This is a genomic window from Rhizobium sp. 18065, assembly GCF_902706095.1.
Classification (GTDB): Bacteria; Pseudomonadota; Alphaproteobacteria; order Rhizobiales; family Rhizobiaceae; genus Allorhizobium.
Genome location: NZ_CACSJP010000001.1, coordinates 860,015 through 878,570, shown reverse-complemented (window position 1 = coordinate 878,570; position 18,556 = coordinate 860,015). Strand labels below are relative to the sequence as shown.

General features: G+C 60.9%; 14 protein-coding genes. 3 read left to right on the top strand and 11 right to left on the bottom strand.

What is annotated here, in order from left to right:
- Window positions 1-26: 26 nt before the first annotated feature.
- The 7 genes from GVK95_RS04155 to GVK95_RS04125 form a co-directional block, all read right to left on the bottom strand.
- The gene (locus tag GVK95_RS04155) at window positions 27-779 is read right to left on the bottom strand and encodes a F0F1 ATP synthase subunit A (protein WP_159946819.1); all 753 of its coding nucleotides are present in this window, start codon (window positions 777-779) and stop codon (window positions 27-29) included.
- A 58-nt stretch (window positions 780-837) separates the two neighbouring features.
- Entirely contained in the window at window positions 838-1,200 is a 363-nt protein-coding gene (locus tag GVK95_RS04150; RefSeq protein WP_159946818.1) for an AtpZ/AtpI family protein, read from the bottom strand.
- 401 nt (window positions 1,201-1,601) lie between these two features.
- The gene (locus tag GVK95_RS04145; protein WP_159946817.1) at window positions 1,602-2,783 is read right to left on the bottom strand and encodes a cell wall hydrolase; all 1,182 of its coding nucleotides are present in this window, start codon (window positions 2,781-2,783) and stop codon (window positions 1,602-1,604) included.
- Window positions 2,784-2,948: 165 nt separating this feature from the next.
- On the bottom strand, window positions 2,949-4,850 hold the full coding sequence (locus GVK95_RS04140; protein WP_159946816.1) for a potassium transporter Kup: 1,902 nt from the start codon (window positions 4,848-4,850) through the stop codon (window positions 2,949-2,951).
- Between the two features lie 15 nt (window positions 4,851-4,865).
- Complete coding sequence (locus tag GVK95_RS04135) at window positions 4,866-5,807, bottom strand: magnesium transporter CorA family protein (RefSeq protein ID WP_244618662.1); 942 nt, start codon at window positions 5,805-5,807, stop codon at window positions 4,866-4,868.
- A 268-nt stretch (window positions 5,808-6,075) separates the two neighbouring features.
- A complete protein-coding gene (gene apbC, locus GVK95_RS04130) occupies window positions 6,076-7,260 on the bottom strand; it encodes an iron-sulfur cluster carrier protein ApbC (protein ID WP_159946814.1) in 1,185 nt (394 codons plus the stop codon).
- A gap of 420 nt (window positions 7,261-7,680) precedes the next feature.
- On the bottom strand, window positions 7,681-8,418 hold the full coding sequence (locus GVK95_RS04125) for an autoinducer binding domain-containing protein (protein ID WP_159946812.1): 738 nt from the start codon (window positions 8,416-8,418) through the stop codon (window positions 7,681-7,683).
- A gap of 375 nt (window positions 8,419-8,793) precedes the next feature.
- Between GVK95_RS04125 and GVK95_RS04120 the strand changes: the two genes are divergently transcribed.
- Together GVK95_RS04120 and GVK95_RS04115 are read left to right on the top strand one after the other, a co-directional pair.
- Window positions 8,794-9,684 carry an SMP-30/gluconolactonase/LRE family protein gene (locus GVK95_RS04120; RefSeq protein ID WP_159946810.1) on the top strand — a complete coding sequence of 297 codons (891 nt, stop codon included), beginning with the start codon at window positions 8,794-8,796 and terminating at the stop codon, window positions 9,682-9,684.
- 217 nt (window positions 9,685-9,901) lie between these two features.
- Window positions 9,902-10,519 carry a PRC-barrel domain-containing protein gene (locus GVK95_RS04115; RefSeq protein WP_159946808.1) on the top strand — a complete coding sequence of 206 codons (618 nt, stop codon included), beginning with the start codon at window positions 9,902-9,904 and terminating at the stop codon, window positions 10,517-10,519.
- 66 nt (window positions 10,520-10,585) lie between these two features.
- Here the strand turns inward: GVK95_RS04115 and GVK95_RS04110 are convergent, their stop codons facing one another.
- Together GVK95_RS04110 and GVK95_RS04105 are read right to left on the bottom strand one after the other, a co-directional pair.
- Window positions 10,586-12,628 (bottom strand): NADH:flavin oxidoreductase, encoded by a 2,043-nt coding sequence (locus GVK95_RS04110; protein ID WP_159946806.1) that lies wholly within the window; start codon window positions 12,626-12,628, stop codon window positions 10,586-10,588.
- A 32-nt stretch (window positions 12,629-12,660) separates the two neighbouring features.
- Complete coding sequence (locus GVK95_RS04105) at window positions 12,661-14,202, bottom strand: trimethylamine methyltransferase family protein (protein WP_159946804.1); 1,542 nt, start codon at window positions 14,200-14,202, stop codon at window positions 12,661-12,663.
- Window positions 14,203-14,291: 89 nt separating this feature from the next.
- Between GVK95_RS04105 and GVK95_RS04100 the strand changes: the two genes are divergently transcribed.
- Complete coding sequence (locus tag GVK95_RS04100; RefSeq protein WP_159946802.1) at window positions 14,292-15,194, top strand: LysR substrate-binding domain-containing protein; 903 nt, start codon at window positions 14,292-14,294, stop codon at window positions 15,192-15,194.
- A 17-nt stretch (window positions 15,195-15,211) separates the two neighbouring features.
- Here the strand turns inward: GVK95_RS04100 and GVK95_RS04095 are convergent, their stop codons facing one another.
- A complete protein-coding gene (locus GVK95_RS04095; protein ID WP_159946800.1) occupies window positions 15,212-16,573 on the bottom strand; it encodes an EAL domain-containing protein in 1,362 nt (453 codons plus the stop codon).
- Window positions 16,574-16,696: 123 nt separating this feature from the next.
- The gene (locus GVK95_RS04090; protein ID WP_159946798.1) at window positions 16,697-18,382 is read right to left on the bottom strand and encodes a response regulator; all 1,686 of its coding nucleotides are present in this window, start codon (window positions 18,380-18,382) and stop codon (window positions 16,697-16,699) included.
- Window positions 18,383-18,556 lie beyond the last annotated feature (174 nt).

Genomic DNA, 18,556 nt, shown 5'->3' with positions numbered 1-18,556 from the left:
CGCGAGAGCGCCGATGTCGTTGATCCTTAGTGCCCGCCGGGGTGTATTGCGTCGTTGAGGTACATGCAAGTCAGCACCGCAAAAACATAAGCCTGGAGGAAGGCGACGAGGAACTCGAGACCCGTCAGGGCGACGGTCATGAGGAGGGGCAGGATAGCGCCACCGATGCCGAGCGCGCCAAGGGCGCTCAGCGAAGTGACGAAGCCTGCGAAAACCTTGAGCGTGATGTGTCCGGCCAGCATATTGGCGAAGAGACGCACGGAGAGCGAGATCGGGCGCGACAGGAACGAAATCACTTCGATCGCCACGACCAGCGGCAGAAGTGCGCCGGGGACACCGCTCGGCACGAAGACCTTTAGGAAGTGAAGACCGTGCTTATAGAAACCATAGACCACGACCGTGCCGATGACGAAGAGCGCGAGCGCGAATGTCACGATGATCTGGCTGGTGATGGTGAAGAAATATGGCACCATGCCGAGCAGGTTCGCCGTCAGGACGAACATGAACAGCGAGAAGACCATGGGGAAGAATTTCATGCCATGGCTGCCGGCGCCTTCGCGCAGCATCGAGGCGATGAATTCATAGGACATCTCGGCCACCGACTGCACGCGCGTCGGGATCAGGCCGCGATTGGCCGTGGAGAAATACAGGAAGCCGGCAGCGGTCGCGACAGTTGCGACCATGAACAGCGAGGCGTTGGTGAACGAAAAATCAATTCCGCCAATTTCGATCGGCACAATCTTCTGAACCAGGAACTGATGAGTAGGATCGTTCGACACGTTCTGCTCTTTCGCTTTTGCCGCCGGAAGGCGGGCACTTTCGTCCGGCTTGAACCGACTAGCGGTCTTCGCCCTTGTTTTTCAAATCCATCTTGCGATCGCCGGGATGGGGCGAGGCCACCACTCCCACGGTCCGCATGACATTCAACACGCCAGCACAGAAACCAAGGAGCAGCAGCACAATCATGCCCCAAGGTGTCGTGCCCACAAAGTGGTCGAAAAGATAGCCCAACAAAGCACCAACGATGACGGCCGAGATGAATTCGCTCGAGATCTTCATCGCCATTCCGTAACCCTTGCGGGTTTCCTCGGCGCGGATCTCGTCGCGTTCCTCGTCCTTGCCCTTGGTGTCCCGCACAGCGAGTGCCGCAGCCAGTCGTCGACGACGTTCGTCCAGACTTTCTTCCCGGTTATCCGTCATGATCCTCTACGCCCGCTCCGTCTTCCAAGGGCCGTTTGTGGCCGAAATGAATGCAGAAACGGCCGGAGACAAACCCTTCAGGCCCGCTTTGAAGTCGGCCGCACCATAATTTTGAGGACCTGCATAGTCAAGGCATATGAGGGTCAAGTTCACGACAAATTAAGCTAGATAATTCAACAACTTAATCAGATATTGCGGAATCAACTCCGATGACAGCCTGCAAATCGTGTCACTTGGTCGCGATGTGAGGCGAGAATCTGCCATAATCAGTGCCGTGGCGCGCCACATTGCGGCACAAGCAAGTCAGCGAAAAACGAAATCGCCTGCGGTCCGCGCCAGAGTGCGCGAATCTCCGCCGCAATCTCAGTCCAGCAGCCGCCGGTGCTGATATCCTGGACGCCTCAGCTCCAGCCACCGCCATAGGTGCGGTAGAAGATATGCTTGCCGATCGTGTCTACCCGCTTCATCGTCGGGCCCCAATCCGGCTTCACATAGGTGGCATGGTAATGGGTGGCCGATCCGACCTCCTTGAACCAGATCTTGCCGGCGGTGACCGCCATGGCGATTTCCCTGGCTGTGCGCCAATGGGCGGGCGAATTCACGCGGTCGGGGATACGGTCGCAGGCAAAGGAAAACTGGCAGCGATTGCGCCAATCCTCGTTCTGATAGACGACACCGCAGATCGTTGCCGGATAGTGCGGATTGCGGACACGGTTGAGGATGACCTGGGCGACGGCCGCCTGGCCCTTCACCGATTCGCCCCGGGCTTCGAAGTAGATGCCTTCGGCGAGGCATTTCTGTTCCTTGTCGGAAAACACGCCAGCCGGCAATGCGGTTGCGGCCCATGCGTGATCCTGTGGACCGATCTCGGGCATGAAGCGACCACGCGCCGACTGCTTTTCCGTCAGGATCGCATCAAACGGCGAAACACTCGCATAGTCGAGCGCCGGCGCCGCATAGGCGGTCGCCAGGACATCCGGATTGCGGTTGGTCACCAGACCCGCCAGCATGGCGGGCAACGCCGGATCGACCGGCTGCTCCTTGCGCTTGAAATAGAAGCTCGCCAGTTCGACCGGCTTGGACGCGGTTTTTTCCCGGGCAAAGGCGGTGCGTTCGGTCGCCCGGTTCCTCGGGTCGAGCAGCGAGCTGGTGCGCTTCAATATCGATCCGGCCGAAAAGGCGCGCGGTGGCAGCATCTGCTCGACGGCAATCACCCTGCCCTTCTTCAAATCGCGGGTAACGCGCATTTCGTCCGGCAGCGGATCTGCGGCCTGCTTGCCGCCGTCAAAGGCGATGCGGCGGCCGTCCGGCAGCACAAGGCCGGTGTCACTGGACAGGGCCGACGACGTTTCATCGGCAGAAAATGCCAGTTCGGCCTGGTGGATGGAGCCTGCCGGCGATGAGGTCAGCACCATGCGCCAGTTGCTGGCGCCGCGATCGCTACCGGCCAGAAGGCCGGCCATATCCGCCTGGGCGGCAAGTGTCGGGAAGGCGAGCCAGGAGACAAGGCCGAAGAGCAGAGGCGAGGTCCAGGTCTCCAGCCGGGAGAAGACCTTCTTGGAAGGGCGAAATGAGGAACGCAAACCAAACTCCAGCACAAGGACGCGAGATACATTAGAAAAACATCTCTCATTAACCTTGATGCATGGTTAACGCCGCCTCTGATGGGGAGAAAACCTCGCCCGCATGAACGCGAAAAAGCCACCGGATCATCCGGTGGCCTTTGAATGCGTCATCTGGAAAATGCGTCAGATGATGACGTGTGAGCCGAGTTCGACCACGCGGTTGGCCGGCAGGCGGAAATAGTCCGACGGGTCGGCTGCGGCATTGGCAAGCGAGATATACAGCCGGTCCTGCCAGTAAGGCATGCCGGACTTTGCATCCGGCACCAGCTTGCGCCGGCCGAGATAGAAGGAGGTCGACATGATGTCGAACTTCAAGCCGCAGCGGCGCAGATTGGCCAGCGCCTTCGAGACATTCTGGTTTTCCATGAAGCCGAAACGGATTTCGACGCGGGAAAAACGTTCCGACAATTGCTCGATGACAAACCGCTCATCGGCGGTCGCGCGCGGCCTGCCGATCGTCTTGATCGTCAGGATGATGTTGCGCTCGTGCAAAACATGGTTGTGCTTGAGATTGTGCAAAAGTGCGGCCGGCGCGGTTTCGGCATCGCTGGTCAGGAAGATCGCGGTGCCCGGAACATTCGCCGGTGCATGATCGCTCTTGCGCTCGATGGAGGCGATGAACGGCGCCAAGGGCACGTCGGTGTGGCGGGTCTTGGCAAACAGGATGCCGTTGCCGCGGCGCCAAGTCCACATGATGATGGTGAAGACGCCGGCAAAGAGAACCGGGATATAGCCGCCGTCATGGATCTTCAGGAGATTTGCGCCGAGAAAGACCATTTCCAGCGCAAGAAGCGGCAAGAGCGCGGCGACTGCCGTCGTCAGGCTCCAGTTCCAGCGCTTGCGGACAAATTCGAAGGCCATGATCGTGGTGACGACCATGGCACCGGTGACCGAGATGCCATAGGCGGTGGCCAGCGCTTCGGAGCTTTCAAACAACAGCACCAGCGCCAGAACGCCGACCAGCAGCAGCGCGTTGACCGACGGCAGGTAGATCTGGCCGGTATGTGTTTCCGAGGTGAACAGGATCTGCATGCGCGGCAGGAAGCCCAGATGGATCGCCTGGCGCACCAGCGAAAAGGCACCGGTGATCACGGCCTGGCTGGCAATGATGGTGGCGAATGTCGCCAGAATGACAACCGGCAACAGCGCCCATTGCGGAAACATCAGATAGAACGGGTTGGCCATGGCGTCGGGATTGTGCAGCACCAGCGCGCCCTGCCCGAGATAGTTCAGGACCAGCGACGGGAAGACGAGCACGAACCAGGCCCACTGAATGGGCTTGCGGCCAAAATGGCCGAGGTCGGCATACAGCGCTTCCGCACCGGTGACGGTGAGGAAGACGGCGCCGAGCACGACAATGCCGAGGAAGCCTTCGCGCAGCATGAAGCTGACGGCATGCCAGGGATTGAACGCGGCAAGAATACCGAGGTCATCGAAGATGTGGTTGACGCCGCCGGCGGCCATGACCAGGAACCACAATGCGGTGATCGGACCGAAGAAACGGGCAACGGCTGCCGTGCCATGCGACTGCACGGCAAAGACGCCGATCAGGATCGCCACCGAAATCGGCACGATGTATTCGGACAGGTCCGGCGCCACGAGTTTGAGCCCTTCGACCGCCGACAGGACGGAAAGTGCCGGGGTAATCATGGAATCGCCGAGGAAAAGCGCCGCGCCTATCAGGCCGAGCACCATCAGGATCGGGCCGTGACCATTGGCGGTCTTTGACAGCAATGCGAGCAGCGACAAGGTGCCGCCCTCGCCGTCGTTGTCGGCGCGCAGCAGGAACAGCACGTATTTTATGGTGACGATGATGGTCAGGGCCCAGATCATCAGCGAGATCAGACCGATGATTTCCAGACGGGTGACGCCGCCTTCGCTGATCGGCTTCAGTGCTTCCCGAAAGGCATAGAGGGGGCTCGTGCCGATATCGCCATAGACGACGCCGACCGAACCGAGCGCGAGGAAAAACATCCCTCGCGCGCCCTTTTGACCTTCCGAAGAATGGGTCTTGTCATGTTCCATAAGATGTCAGGCTCTTCAGAGCCAGCCTTTCCAGCGGAAGAAAAGAAACGGAATGACGGCGGAGATCAGCATGCCGACAAGCGCCAATGCATAGCCGTGGTTCCAGTCCAGTTCCGGCATGAAATGAAAATTCATGCCGTATATCGAGGCGACCAAGGTCGGCGGCAGGAAGACCACCGAGGCAATCGAGAAGATCTTGATGATCGCATTCTGTTCGACATTGATCAGGCCGAGCGAAGCATCGAGCATGAAGGTGATGTTGTTGCTGACAAAAGCGGCGTGCTCGGCGAGCGACTGGACGTCGCGCGCCACGACCAGACAGAGCTCAACCGCCTCCTCCTCGCGCCGCACCACCTGCTGAGACTGCAGGAAGGTGACCAGGCGGGACAGGGAAATCAGACTGTCGCGTGTCTTGCTGACCAATTGGTGATGACTGGCGATATCGAGCAGCTTGTCTTCCAGAAAGCGTGGCGGACGGCGCTTGGCCGCCTTGCGATCGACAAAGACGGAAATCGACAGCGCATCCAGGCGGGTCGCCAGAATTTCCAGGACTTCGGCCGTCCGGTCCACCACCGTTTCGAGCAGACGCCCAAGCAGAATGGTCCCGGTCGCGCACTGTTCGCTGGCGCGCAGAAGACTGGCGCTGAACAGCGCGAAGGATTTCGGCTCGGCATAGCGGATCGTGATCAGGCGCTTGCCATGCAGGATGAACGCCACATCGGTCAGCCGCGGCAGATCGGTCTCGACCTTGTAGATCAGCGAGGCGGTCATGTAGACCCCGCCGTTCTCGACATAGAGGCGGCTTGAAGGTTCGATATCCTTCAGTTCCTCAGGGGTCGGCAGGGGAATTCCGAGCCGGTTCTCGACCTGCTGCTCTTCTTCCTTCGTCGGGCTTATCAGATCCAGCCAGATGATCGACGCATCGAAATCACCTGTGGCGTCATCCGGACCGATCACCTCTGCGCTGCCGTCAGTTCTATAGGCCCGGATCAAGACAAGGTTACCTTCATGGCTGCCGCCGAGCGGCAAATTGCCCGGACCCAAACACAAATGGCTAGAAAAAGGCAAGTCGAATTTTGCACTGCAGTATTGTGCGGGAAACACTGCTCCTATTCCCGAAGCACCCTAACCGCAACAAACAGGTGCCCGGAACCTGCTCGCAATCCAGCGAAAACGAGGCACCTGCAGAACCAACCGCAAGCGCTGACTGCCCTGACCGGCGCGGCTATTCGAAAACGATGGCCGGCGCTGTCCGACCCGAGTGGGCCTTGACCTCGTTCCAGACCTTTTCGGCGATCTGGCGATAGACGGCGGCCTGCGGTCCGTCCGGATCGGAAACGACCACCGGTGTTCCGGCATCCGAGGTTTCGCGGATCGCAATCGTCAGCGGCACTTCGCCGAGGAAGGGCACGCCGATCTTCTCGGCCTCGGCACGGGCTCCGCCATGTCCGAAGATATCATAGCGATTGCCGGTGTCGGGCGCGATGAAATAGCTCATGTTCTCAACGATACCGAGCACCGGCACCTCGACCTTGTTGAACATGTTCAGCCCCTTGCGGGCATCGATCAGGGCGAGGTCCTGCGGTGTCGAGACGATGACGGCACCGGAAAGCGGCACCTGCTGGGCCATGGTCAACTGGGCATCGCCCGTGCCCGGCGGCATGTCGACGACCAGAACATCAAGGTCACCCCAGGCGACTTCCCGCAACATCTGCATCAGTGCCGATTGCACCATCGGCCCGCGCCAGATCATCGCGGTGCCTTCGTCGACGAGGAAACCCATCGACATGACCTTGATACCGTAATTCTCCATCGGCACGATGATGCGGTTTTCGATCTGCTGCGGACGACCGGTAATGCCGAGAAGACGCGGCATGGAAGGGCCGTAGACGTCGGCGTCGAGAATGCCGACACGCAATCCGTTGGCCTTGAGACCCAGCGCCAGATTGACGGCGGTGGTCGACTTGCCGACGCCGCCCTTGCCGGAAGCAACGGCAATGATCGCATCGATGCCCGGCACGCCGGCCTTGGTGCGCTGCGGCTGCGGCTGCGGCTGGGCGTGGCTGTGACCATGCGCGTGCCCATGGCTATGTCCATGATCATGCCCGGCGGCAGCGGCGGCTGGCGGCTGCGGACGGGGCGATGGCGCCGAACCCTGCTTGCGCTCCGCCGTCAGGCTGGCCAGAACCGACTTGACGCCCGGAATGGCCTTGACCGTGCGTTCTGCTGCCTGGCGCAAAGGCTCCAGCGCCTCGGCCTGTTCGGCCGGCACGGTGATCGAGAAGTAGACCTTGCCGTCGGAGATGAAGACATCCGAAACCATCTTCAGCTCGACGATGCTGCGATCGAGATCGGGACCCCGCACGCGCCCCAGTGCGTCCAGAACCTGCTCGCGGGTCAACTCGGTCATGACATCCTCTTTCCTGGCTGATTATCTAGGCTCTGGCGTCAAAGCGTAGAGAGTCTTGACAGCGTAGATAATGGAGGCGAGCGGCTTCGCCAACCGCAAATGCGGAGACAAAACGCCCCATGGCGGCATGGAGTGGATAAAGCACGGGGAAAAGGCAAGCAGGCCAGAAAACAGGAAAGCCGCCAGCAGGAACCGATGTTCACCGCGGCGGCTTGTCCTTGCAGCACCCTTGGCTGGGTGCCATGCAGCGTCCCCTCTGGACTGACATTCAGGATGCAGGAAGCGTGCCAGACCGGGAACTGCAGAAGAACCGGCATTTCCGGACGGATTTTGCGGCAGAAAAGCTTAACCAGGTCTCCGCCTGCCACCAATCTGGGCGCTTGAGGTGCTTGCCGCACAAAAAAGCAACAGAGGTCAGACTTATTTAATCAAGCCGAGGCGAAGCGCCTTGGCGACTGCCTGCGTGCGGTTGACGGCGTCGAGCTTCTTGGTGGCGCGGTTCAGGTAGTGATTGATGGTGTGCTCGGACAATGTCAGGATTTCGGCGATCTCGACGCTGGTCTTGCCGGCAGCGGTCCAGTTGAGGCAATCCAGTTCGCGCTCGGTCAGCATGTCGCTGTTGCGGCTGTCCATGTCACGGATTTCAGCCAGCCGGTTGAAGACGTGGGCGGACAGATAGCTCAGCTCCATCATCTCACGCACAGTGAACGGCTTGCGCTCGCCGCTGAACGATACGGCACCGCGCGCACCTGTCGCATCGTGCACCGGGAAATAGGCGCCGCGGTTCATGCGGAAGCGATGAAACAGCGTTTTTGAAAGTTCGGCACTGCGTGGATCGCGCTGCGCTGCGACCTCATCGATATCGTAGGCGAAGGGAATGGAGGCGCGGCGTAGCACGGCCAGCACCGGGCTTCCGGACAAAAGGGCACCCTGGTCGAATTCGGTCAGCAGGTCGGCCGGCCAGTTGGTGATGATCGAACTGCTGGACAGATCCAGCGACGTTGCGCCCGGCATGTTCAGAACCATGAATGCGCGCGAACCGTATTGCTCGGTTGCCCGCTTCATGAAGCGAAACACGTCGAACTGCGTCTTGAAGCTTTTCACCTCGATCACCAGCGCCTCGATGCGGCTGGAGTCGGGGGTATCGTTCGTGGTCATGGCATCATTTTCTGCACGATATGTTCGGCCATCATGACGATCCACATTTTCCAAGGCGGTATTCCCAATCCATGGCAGCACCAGTCTGTCTTCCAGACATTGGCACAGCAAAATGTCATCAACTCCGAATCCCAAACAGCGCCACACGAAACCATGTTGTCAGGCTTTTTGTCTGGTACGCGATCGCGGGATTTATCGAGAACGCGACCTCATGTCGGGTCTGATATCCAGCACCAACGAATCCGTTCCCCAAGTTGTCACACAATAGACTTGTAAACCACTCTGCGTCCAGCAACCTCTTTATTTTACCGTAAACCCCTGTCAAACAAAGGGGTGCAGCGGCAAAGGTCGCTGCGACCAATGCAGGAGAGTAGAGTGATTTCAACAGTACCATTCACAGGTAAAGTTCTCACGGAAGAGCGGCTGGAATTGGGCGAAGGCCCAAGCTATGATGCGCTTACCGATTGCCTCTGGTGGTTCGACATTCTCGGCAAGACCCTTTGCCAGCTCCATATCGCCTCTGGAACCTTGACCAAACACGACCTGCCGTTCCTCGGCAGCGTGTTTGCCGTGATCGATGACAAACAGCACCTGCTCGCGTCCGACAAGGGGCTTTTCCTGCGTGACGCAGTGTCGGGCGCGCTGCGTCCTTATGTCGAAATCGAACCCGGCAAGGCGCAGAACCGCTCCAATGACGGACGCATGCATCCCAGCGGCGCGCTGTGGATCGGCACGATGAGCCGAACGGCCGAGACCGGCGCCGGTGCCATCTATCACGTGGCCGGCACGACAGTGACCAAGCTCTTCAACGCCGTCAGCATTCCGAACTCGATCTGCTTCTCGCCGGACGGGACGATCGGCTATTTCAACGATTCCAAGGTCAACCATCTGATGCGCGTCAGCGTCGATCCGGCGACGGGCCTGCCCATCGGCGAGCCAAGCGTGCTGGTCGATCAGTCGGCACGCACGACGGGCGTCATCGACGGATCGGTGGTGGATGCCGAAGGGACGATCTGGAACGCGAACTGGGACGGCGGCGCCGTCGACCGCTATGCGCCGGATGGTCGCCAGATCGCGCGTTATGAAATGCCGGCGCGCCGCGTTACCTGCCCGGCGTTTTTCGGCCCGAAGCTCGACCGTCTGGCGGTCACGTCATGCTTCGAAGGCCTATCGGCCGAGGCGTTGAAAACCGACCCGCTTGCGGGCGCAACCTTCGAGCTCGGCATTGCCGTGCAGGGGCGTGCAGAACCACGCTTCAAGCTCTGAATTCAATCGTTACAATGGTTTGCGGCGGCCTCTTGTGGGGCCCCGCAAACCAAATAACCGCGCAAATGTTCCCCTAACCGGTGAAAAATAAACCGAGAAAAAATCGGAACGATCGGACCTGCCAGACATTTTCCTCTCGAACCGACGCTGCATGAGTGACCCGACAAGGGCCGGTGGCGTCAGTCGAAAGACGATCTCAGAGGAAAGGTAGTCCATCATGAACAAGTCCTTTAAAACATTCGCCGCAGCCATGCTGCTGGGTTCCACAGCCATCGCACCTTTCGCCGTTGCACAGGACGCAACTGCGCCTGCAGCCGGCACCGAAAGCACGACAGGCGCGCCGGCCGCCACCCCAGTGGCTCCTGATGCGACCACCGGCACGGATGCGACAGGCACGATGGGCACGACCGCCCAGACCACCACAGGCGCTGCCGCAAGCGACAGCTATCTGACCGCCCAGAGCGAATCGCAGATGAGCGCCAACGACTTCATGGGTCAGGCGATCTACACCGGCGACAACCAGAGCATCGGTGACATCAACGACCTTCTGGTCGAAAAGGATGGCGGCATCGTCGCAGCCGTTGTCGGCGTCGGCGGCTTCCTCGGCATCGGCGAAAAGAACGTCGCCGTTCCGTTCGGCAAGATCACGCTGACTCGCGAAGCAGGTGAAAACGGTGCCGAAGGCGAAGTGCGCCTGACCACCACAGAGACCGCAGACAGCCTGCGCAATGCGCCTGAATTCAAGACGCTTGACGACCAGGCCGCAGATGCGAGCGCAACTGCTCCGGCAACCATGCCGGCAGACAACACAACTACCTCGTCGACGAAGAACTAATTCCGGAACGAGAGACGTGTTGACGTTTCAATGGGCGGCGCTTCCAGCGCCGCCTTTTCCTTGCGCCTATAGAAGGCTGCAGTAGCGCAAGGCATCATAGACCGCAGCGTGAATGTTGCGGCTCTCGATCGCGTCGCCGATGCGGATGACATCGAACGTCGCCGCTTGATCGAGTTGCGGCAGCGGCGCACGACGTGCGACAAGTGCGCCATAATCGACCGCGCCCCTGTTGCGCGACAGCGGCTTCAGCTCGAGATAGAGATCGGCATTGGCCATCGTTCCATGCTCGACGACGACCTGGGCCACGCGGCGTTCGGTGCGGGCGTCGGAAAAATCCGACCCCAGCGTGGCGACGAGTCCGTTTCCGTCGCGACGGACCGCGAGCAGGCGCGTGTTGATCGTCACGCGCACATTCTTCTCGGCGAAGACCTTGGCATAGGGCACATGGTTCATGCCGCCCATTTCGGGAGCAAAGAAGCGCTCCGGCGACACCAGTTCCAGCTCGGCACCGGCATTGGCGATCACCTCCGCAGCGCTCATGCCCGGATGGCCGCCATTGTCGTCGAACAGCAGGACCGAGGCCTCGGGCCTGGTCGTCCCGGCGAGAATATCCCAGCTCGACACCACGAGATCATCGCCGGCCTCAAGCTCCGGCGACTGGCCGATGCCACCGGTCGCGACCACGACGAGATCAGGGTTGCGTTCCAGCACGTCCTCTGCCGAGGCATAGGTGTTGTAGTGGATCGGCACGCCGAGCCGCTCAAGTTCTGCCAGGCGCCAGTCGACAATGCCGACCATTTCCTTGCGGCGCGGGTTTCGCACCAGAAGATTGACCTGACCGCCGGCCTCGCCCATCGCCTCCAGCACCTCGACGGCATGGCCGCGCTCGGCGAGCACGCGGGCCGCCTCCAGACCCGCCGGTCCGGCGCCGATGACGACAGCCTTGCGAGGCATGACGGCCTTTGCAAGCTCATGCGGGATCAGGGCCTCGCGGCTGGTCGCCGCATTGTGAATACAGAGCGCCTCGCCGCCCTCATAGATACGATCGAGACAGTAGGTGGCGCCGACGCAAGGCCGGATCTCGGCCTCGCGGCCCTCGGCGATCTTTCTGACGATATGCGGATCAGCGATGTGGGCGCGGGTCATGCCGACCATGTCGAGCTTGCCCTCGGCGATCGCATGGCGGGCCGTTGCGACATCGGCGATGCGGGCGGCATGGAAGACCGGGAACTTCGTCGCCGCCCTGACTTCACCGGCAAAATCGAGATGTGGTGAAGCCGCCATGCCCTGGATCGGGATGACGTTGTTGAGGGCGGCATCATGCTCGATATGGCCGCGGATGATGTTGAGGAAATCGACCTTGCCGGAAGCGGCAAAACGACGGGCGATCTCGATCCCCTCTTGCCTTGACAGGCCCTTGTCCCAGTCCTCGTCGGCGACCATGCGGATTCCGACAATGAAATCGGGGCCGACAGCCTTGCGAACCGCCTCGGTCACCATATCGGAGAAACGCATGCGGTTTTCGAGGCTGCCACCGAACGCGTCGTCGCGCCGGTTGGTCGCCGGCGACCAGAAGCTGTCCATCAGGTGGCCATAGGCCTCGAACTCGATGCCATCGAGACCGGCGGCCTGCATGCGCTCGGCCGCACTGGCATAATCGGCGACAATGCGCTCGATGTCCCAGTCCTCGATTTCCTTGGGGAAATGCCGGTGGGCGGGTTCGCGGATCGCCGAGGGCGCCAGCACCGGCAGCCAGTCGCCCTTGTTCCAGTTGGTGCGGCGGCCGAGATGGGTAAGCTGGATCATCACGGCGCAACCGTGCTCGTGACAGTCGTCGGTCAGGCGCTTCAGATGCGGGACGATCTCGTCTCTGTAGGCAAGCAGGTTGCCGAAGGCGGGCGGGCTGTCGCGACTGACGCTGGCCGATCCGGCCGTCATGGTCAGCGCGATGCCGCCCTTGGCCTTCTCCACATGATACAGCCTGTAGCGCTCCGTCGGCATGCCGGCTTCCGAATAGGCCGGCTCATGCGCGGTCGACATGATGCGGTTCTTCAGCGTGAGATGCTTCAACCGATAGGGCTGGAGAAGCGGGTCATTGCTTGCGGTCATGCGTGATCGGTTCCAGTTCAATACCAGGCGTCTCAGTACCAGGCGTCAGGGCGCGCGCGGTTGGTGCGATCAATATAGTCGCGCAAGGCGTCGTCGATGGCGATGTCCAGAGGCGGCGCGGAGTAGTCGGCCAGCGTCTTTTTCCACCGCAGATTGGCGCGGGTGGCCATGTCGGTCGAGCCGGCTTCCGACCATTTCTCGAACGGTTCGTTGTCGGAGACAGCACTATCCCAGAAAGCCGTCTGGTAGTTGCGCATCGTATGGGCCGAGCCGAGGAAATGGCTGCCGGGACCGACTTCGAGGAAGGCATCCATCGCCAAGGTGTTGTCATCGACGACGACGCCCGCGAGATAGGAATGCAAGGCACCGCAGAAATCGCTGTCCATCATGAACTTCTCATAGGACATGGCAAGCAGGCCATCGACGAAACCGGCAGAATGCAGGATGAAATTGGCGCCGCAATGCACGGCCGACAACATCGACATGACGCCTTCCTGCATAGCCTGAGCATCCGGCAATTTGGAATTGGAGAAGTTGCCGGCACAGCGCAGCGGCAGTTTCAGCCTGCGGGCGAGCTGGCCGATCACCATCGAGCCGATCGCCGGCTCCGGCGTGCCGAAGGTGGGCGAGCCCGAGCGCAGCGACATCGAGGAGAGGAAGTTGCCGAAGATCACCGGCGCGCCTTTTCGCTCCAGCTGGGTCAGCGCGCAGCCGGCAAGTGTCTCGGCAAAGGATTGGGCAATCGCGCCGGCATTGGTGACGGGACCCATGGCGCCGCCGAGGATGAACGGCACAATGACGGCTGCCTGGTTGGCGCGTGCATAGGCCCGCAGCGCCTTGGTCATAGTGCCGTCCCAGACGAGTGGCGAGTTGACGTTGACATTGCCGAGGATGACGCAGTTCTCATTGACAAAATCGGCGCCGAACAGGATGCGGGCCATCTCGATCGATTCCTCGGCCCGCTCCTCGGCCGTCACCGAGCCCATGAAGGCGCGGTCGGAGTACTTGATGTGGCTGTAGACCATTTCCAGGTGGCGCTTGTTGACCGGCAGATCGACAGGCTCGCAGATCGTGCCGCCGGAATGGTGCAGCCAGGGGCTCGACTGGGCAAGCATGATGAGATTGCGGAAATCCTCGATCGTGCCGTAGCGGCGGCCCTTGTCGAGATCCATGACAAAGGGCGAGCCATAGGCCGGCGAAAACACCACGGCACTGCCGCCGATCTCGACATTGTTGGCCGGGTTGCGCGCATGCTGGACGAACCGCTGCGGCGCCGATGCGACGATCTCGCGCAACATGCCGGGCGGAAAGCGCACGCGCACCCCGTCCATCTCGGCACCAGCGCTGCGCCACAGGTCGAGCGTTTGGGGATCGTCACGAAATTCGATGCCGATTTCGGCCAAGATCCGGTCTGCCGTCTTTTCGATCCGCTGGAGGTTTTCTTCCGACAAAATGTCGTAGGTCGGGATATTGCGCCTGATGAACGGCACCTTCAAATGCGGTGCGGCTGACGCCTCGCGCCGTCCCGGTCGCGTCCGGCGCGGCCGGCCAGTTTCCACCAGATCACCATCCATTGTGCTTTCCCCTGATTTTTCTGAAGGCTAGCCTTGTGAAATCGGGCTGTGACGCTGGAAAAAGTCTGGATATGCAATAAGCTGACCTTATGACAAGTTTTCGCAGCCTGATCCCCTCGGCCAATGCACTGGTGATTTTCGAAGTTGCCGGCCGGCATGAGAATTTCACCCGCGCGGCGGAAGAGCTCGGCATGTCGCAGGTGGCCGTATCCTATGCCATTCGCGGACTGGAACAGCAGCTCGGCGCCCAGCTTTTCGAGCGGCAGCACCGAGCCGCCAAGCTGACCGAGGTTGGTGAACGTTTCCATGCCGACGTCTCGGCCGGACTGTCGCGGATCGGCCGGGCGGCGGAAGACATCCGCAGCAAGGGTCGCGAAGTCAACGTCACGCTGGCCGCATCGACGGCCTTTGCCTCGATGTGGATGCTGCCGCGTTTGACGGCGTTGCGCGCGGACCTGGCGGATATCGATCTGCGCATCCAGACCAGCGTGCGTGATCTCGACCTGGAGGATGAAGCGATCCCGCTCGGTGTGCGCGGCGGCGACCCGAAGGACTGGCCGCATTATCACGCAGCCCAACTTGCGCCCGAAGTGGTGACGGCGGTGGCCAGCCCCGCTTTTGTCGAGGCGCATGGCTGGCCGGAGACGCCGCTTGCGCTGGCGCAGCATCGGCTGATCTGGCTGGAGGAGCCGGTGCGGCAGGCGTGTAACTGGCCCGAATGGTTCGCCTCGGCCGGGATCGACTACAAGCCGACGGGACGGCGCCTGGCGATCAATGACTATGTCCTGGTGGTCCAGGCCGTGCTTGCCGGCGAAGGCATTGCGCTCGGGTGGACGCATCTGGTCGATCGTCTGGTCAAGCAGGGGCAACTGGTCGAGGTCGGAGGTCACGCGCTGCTGACGGGCAACGCCTTCTACGTGGTCTGGCCGCGGTCCCGCGAGTTGAATGGCGCAGCGACCCGGGTGCGCGACTGGCTGCTGGCGCAGACCTGAGGCATTCAGCAGGTGGGTTAGGCCGAAGCCCGTTCGACGAGGGCGAATTCGTGGTGATGTTCGCTGAGATAACGCAAGGTTGCTGCAGTATCGACCGGCTTGCCGAAAAAGTAGCCCTGGCCCATGCCGCAGCCAAGCGCACGCAGCTTGTCGGCTTCGGCCTCTGTCTCGATGCCTTCGGCGACCACTTCGAGATCCAGGCCTTCGCACATGGTGACGATCGCCTTGATGATGTGTTCGGAGGTGCGGTCGGTGGTGATCGCCGAGACGAAGGCGCGGTCGATCTTGACCTTGTCGAAGGTGAATTCGCGCAACCGGCCGAGGCTTGACTGACCTGTGCCAAAGTCATCCAGCGAGATGCGGATGCCGGCATCCTTCAGATCCTTGATGATGCGGCGCGCGGTATCGGCCGAGGTCATCACGGCGGTTTCAGTGATTTCCAGTTCCAGCCGCCGCGGGTCGAAGCCGACGCTGTTGAGGATAGCCAAGGTGCTGAATGAGGTGCGCGGATCCATCAACTGGCATGAAGACAGGTTAAACGACAGGAACAGATCGCGCGGCCAGGCGAGCGTTGCTTCGGCCGCCTTGCGCAGCAGCGTTTCCGACAGGGTATCGATGAAACCGCGCTCTTCGGCGAGCGGCACGAATACAGCGGGAGAGACAAAACCGAGATCGGGATCGATCCAGCGGGCGAGCGCTTCGAAGCCGACGACGCGGTTGTCGCGCAGGCGCACGATCGGCTGGAAATGCACATCGACCGTGTCATTGATGATGGCGTTGCGAAGGGCCTGCTCCAACTGGGTGGCGCGCTTCATTTCCTGGGCGATTTCGCGGGAATAGACGGTGATCTGGCCGCGGCCGCGGCGTTTCGAGCGATAAAGCGCCGTCTCGGCGCTCTTCATCAGTTCCTCGAAGTCATTGCCGGCAAACGGATAGATCGCAAAGCCGAGCGAAGCGGAGAGGCGCACGTTGCGGTCGCCGAGATCATAGGGAGCGGACAGGACGTCCTTGATCATCTGGCCGGCCCGTTCGGCGCCGGCGCGTTCGAAGACGAGGGGCAGGATGATGGCAAACTCGTCGCCGTCGTGGCGGGTGACAGTGGCACCGTCGGGCGCGCAGGCCTTGAGGCGATGGGCGACCTGGCAGAGGATTTCATCGCCGGCCGCCTGGCCGAATAGGTCGTTGATTGGCTTGAAACCATCGAGATTGACGATGCCGACGGTGAATGGCGCGGGATCAGCAGCCCGGTCGGCGGCCAGTTGACGAGCCTTGTCACGCAGCCGGTGGCGATTGCCCAGACCGGTCAGATGATCGGTGTAGGCCATTGCGTGCAATTCGTTCTGGTTAAACTGCTCGTTGGCAGATCCAGCGGGGCCCATTCACGATTCCTGATTCAGTTCCTTCCACGACAGCGAGAATGAGCGGGAAACATTAAAATTATCATATCGATATCGCTTGCCGGACAGGGCTTGGTGACCCCTTATTTGGGGGGTTGACAGCGATCAAGCCAGAGAGGCTGCCTTCGCTATGCTTGGTGCCAGACGTGTCAGCGCCGCATCGATGATATCGGGGCTGAGGGGCTTCAGGATCACGTCATTCATACCAGCCGAATAGCAGCCTTCACGGTCACGTTCGAAAGCCTGGCTCAGCACACCGATGATCGGTGTCGTGATCAGGGTGGCATGCTCCAGCTCCCGAATACGGCGGGCGGCGTCGAACCCGTTGATGTCCGGCAGGGTCACATCCATCAGGATGATCGCCGGCGCGAGCTCCTGCCAAAGCCGCACCACTTCTTCGCCGGTTGCGGCAATGCGATAGGCATATCCCAGTCCTTCGAGGATCTGGGCGAACACAATCTGATTGATCTCATTGTCTTCCGCCACCAGAACCAGCGACGGCGATATTGGAGGCCTGGCCGGCTCGACACTCTCTTCGGTGCTGATCTCCCAATCATCGACCGGGGACGGCGCCGCCTGCAGGGCCGTCAGGCGATCGAGCACCGTGAACGCCAGTTCGGTCGACAGCTGATAGCCGTCCATGGTGACATAATCGACATCGCCGGTCTGGATCAGCTCGAGGCATCGGACATCCATCTGAACGTCGACAATGGCAAGATCGATGGCAACGCCGACGGAGAGGGCGACATTCAGGAAGGCATCCAGTTCGTCGTCATTGCGCACGCAACAGCTGTCGAGGCCGAGAACCTCAAGCGTGTGGAGGGCTGCGGCCTCGAAATCCCGATCGCTGGTGACAAGCAGGGCCTTGCGGCCGCGAAGCCGCTGATCGGGCTTTGGATCCAGAACCGGCGACGGGTTGGTAAAAGCGCCACCCGTCTGGCCGACGCCGATATCGACGGTCGTGGCCATCGAGCCAACCTCGCCGAGGCTTGCGACGACGAAATAGCGACCGGGTTTGCCGACGCGCTGCACATGGGTCAGTATCGGCCGGGACGGATCGCCATAAAGGCGCATGTTCAGTGTGACCGACGAGCTCATGCCCGTGTCCAGCACATGCCGGCTGACATTGGTCAGCGCCGTGGCAAGATCCGCCTCGAAAATGGCATCCAAGCTGCCGCCGAGTGCACTGTCCGCTCCGACAGCCATTGCCGCGCAGAAGACCTTGTTGACCGCGACGAGATGGAGACTGCGATCCTGGACGAAGACCGGATGCGCCAGGTTGTCGAGAATTTCTTCGGTCAGTTGCACCCGTTCAAGGTCAGCGCGCCACTGGTCTTCGCGCTTCTTCTGCTCGGTGATATCGGTAATGACGCAGATGCCGTAGCCGGATGGCAGGCGACGCTTGGAATAGCGGGTCCAGCGCCTGGCATCGTTGCAAAGCTGCAGTTCGGAGCGCTCTTTCCAATGGGCGGAAATCTGGCGGCTCAGCCATTCATCGCGACTCTGGGCAGCATTTTCGCCCTGGTCGCGCCAGCCGTTGTCATAGGCGGCGGCGAGGAAATCACGTAGGCGCGTCCCGGGCGCAAAGAAACTCGACGGCGCCGGCACAAAATTTCGCACGGCGCGACTGGCAAAGATCAGTTGGTCATTGCGATCGTAAACGAGAAAGGCAGCCGACAGCGCTTCCGATACGGCGTCGAGCATCGCAGCCTGGAGAAAGCTGTCTGACGTCTCGCCCGCTATTCCGTTATGTCCCCTGTTGTCGCCGGGGACCGGTGGAAACTCGCTCACAATGCTGCCTCAAAGAACCTGATCACTGAACGCGACAAGTTTGGAATCGGAATCGTGCTTGCAATGAACATTCCGGCAATCACTTGAGGCGGGTGGGAGTATATGAAGAGCGATCCGGCCATCCGCTCTTCCTCCATCGGCTCGCAAGCCCACCGTGGAAAACATTTCAAGTTG

What these genes read in the sequence shown, in the direction of transcription:
- GVK95_RS04150 (WP_159946818.1), bottom strand. Translation starts at nt 1,200, where the DNA reads ATGACGGATAACCGGGAAGAAAGTCTGGACGAACGTCGTCGACGACTG.
- GVK95_RS04140 (WP_159946816.1), bottom strand. Translation starts at nt 4,850, where the DNA reads ATGGAACATGACAAGACCCATTCTTCGGAAGGTCAAAAGGGCGCGCGA.
- apbC (WP_159946814.1), bottom strand. Translation starts at nt 7,260, where the DNA reads ATGACCGAGTTGACCCGCGAGCAGGTTCTGGACGCACTGGGGCGCGTG.
- GVK95_RS04125 (WP_159946812.1), bottom strand. Translation starts at nt 8,418, where the DNA reads ATGACCACGAACGATACCCCCGACTCCAGCCGCATCGAGGCGCTGGTG.
- GVK95_RS04115 (WP_159946808.1), top strand. Translation starts at nt 9,902, where the DNA reads ATGAACAAGTCCTTTAAAACATTCGCCGCAGCCATGCTGCTGGGTTCC.
- GVK95_RS04110 (WP_159946806.1), bottom strand. Translation starts at nt 12,628, where the DNA reads ATGACCGCAAGCAATGACCCGCTTCTCCAGCCCTATCGGTTGAAGCAT.
- GVK95_RS04105 (WP_159946804.1), bottom strand. Translation starts at nt 14,202, where the DNA reads ATGGATGGTGATCTGGTGGAAACTGGCCGGCCGCGCCGGACGCGACCG.
- GVK95_RS04100 (WP_159946802.1), top strand. Translation starts at nt 14,292, where the DNA reads ATGACAAGTTTTCGCAGCCTGATCCCCTCGGCCAATGCACTGGTGATT.
- GVK95_RS04095 (WP_159946800.1), bottom strand. Translation starts at nt 16,573, where the DNA reads ATGGGCCCCGCTGGATCTGCCAACGAGCAGTTTAACCAGAACGAATTG.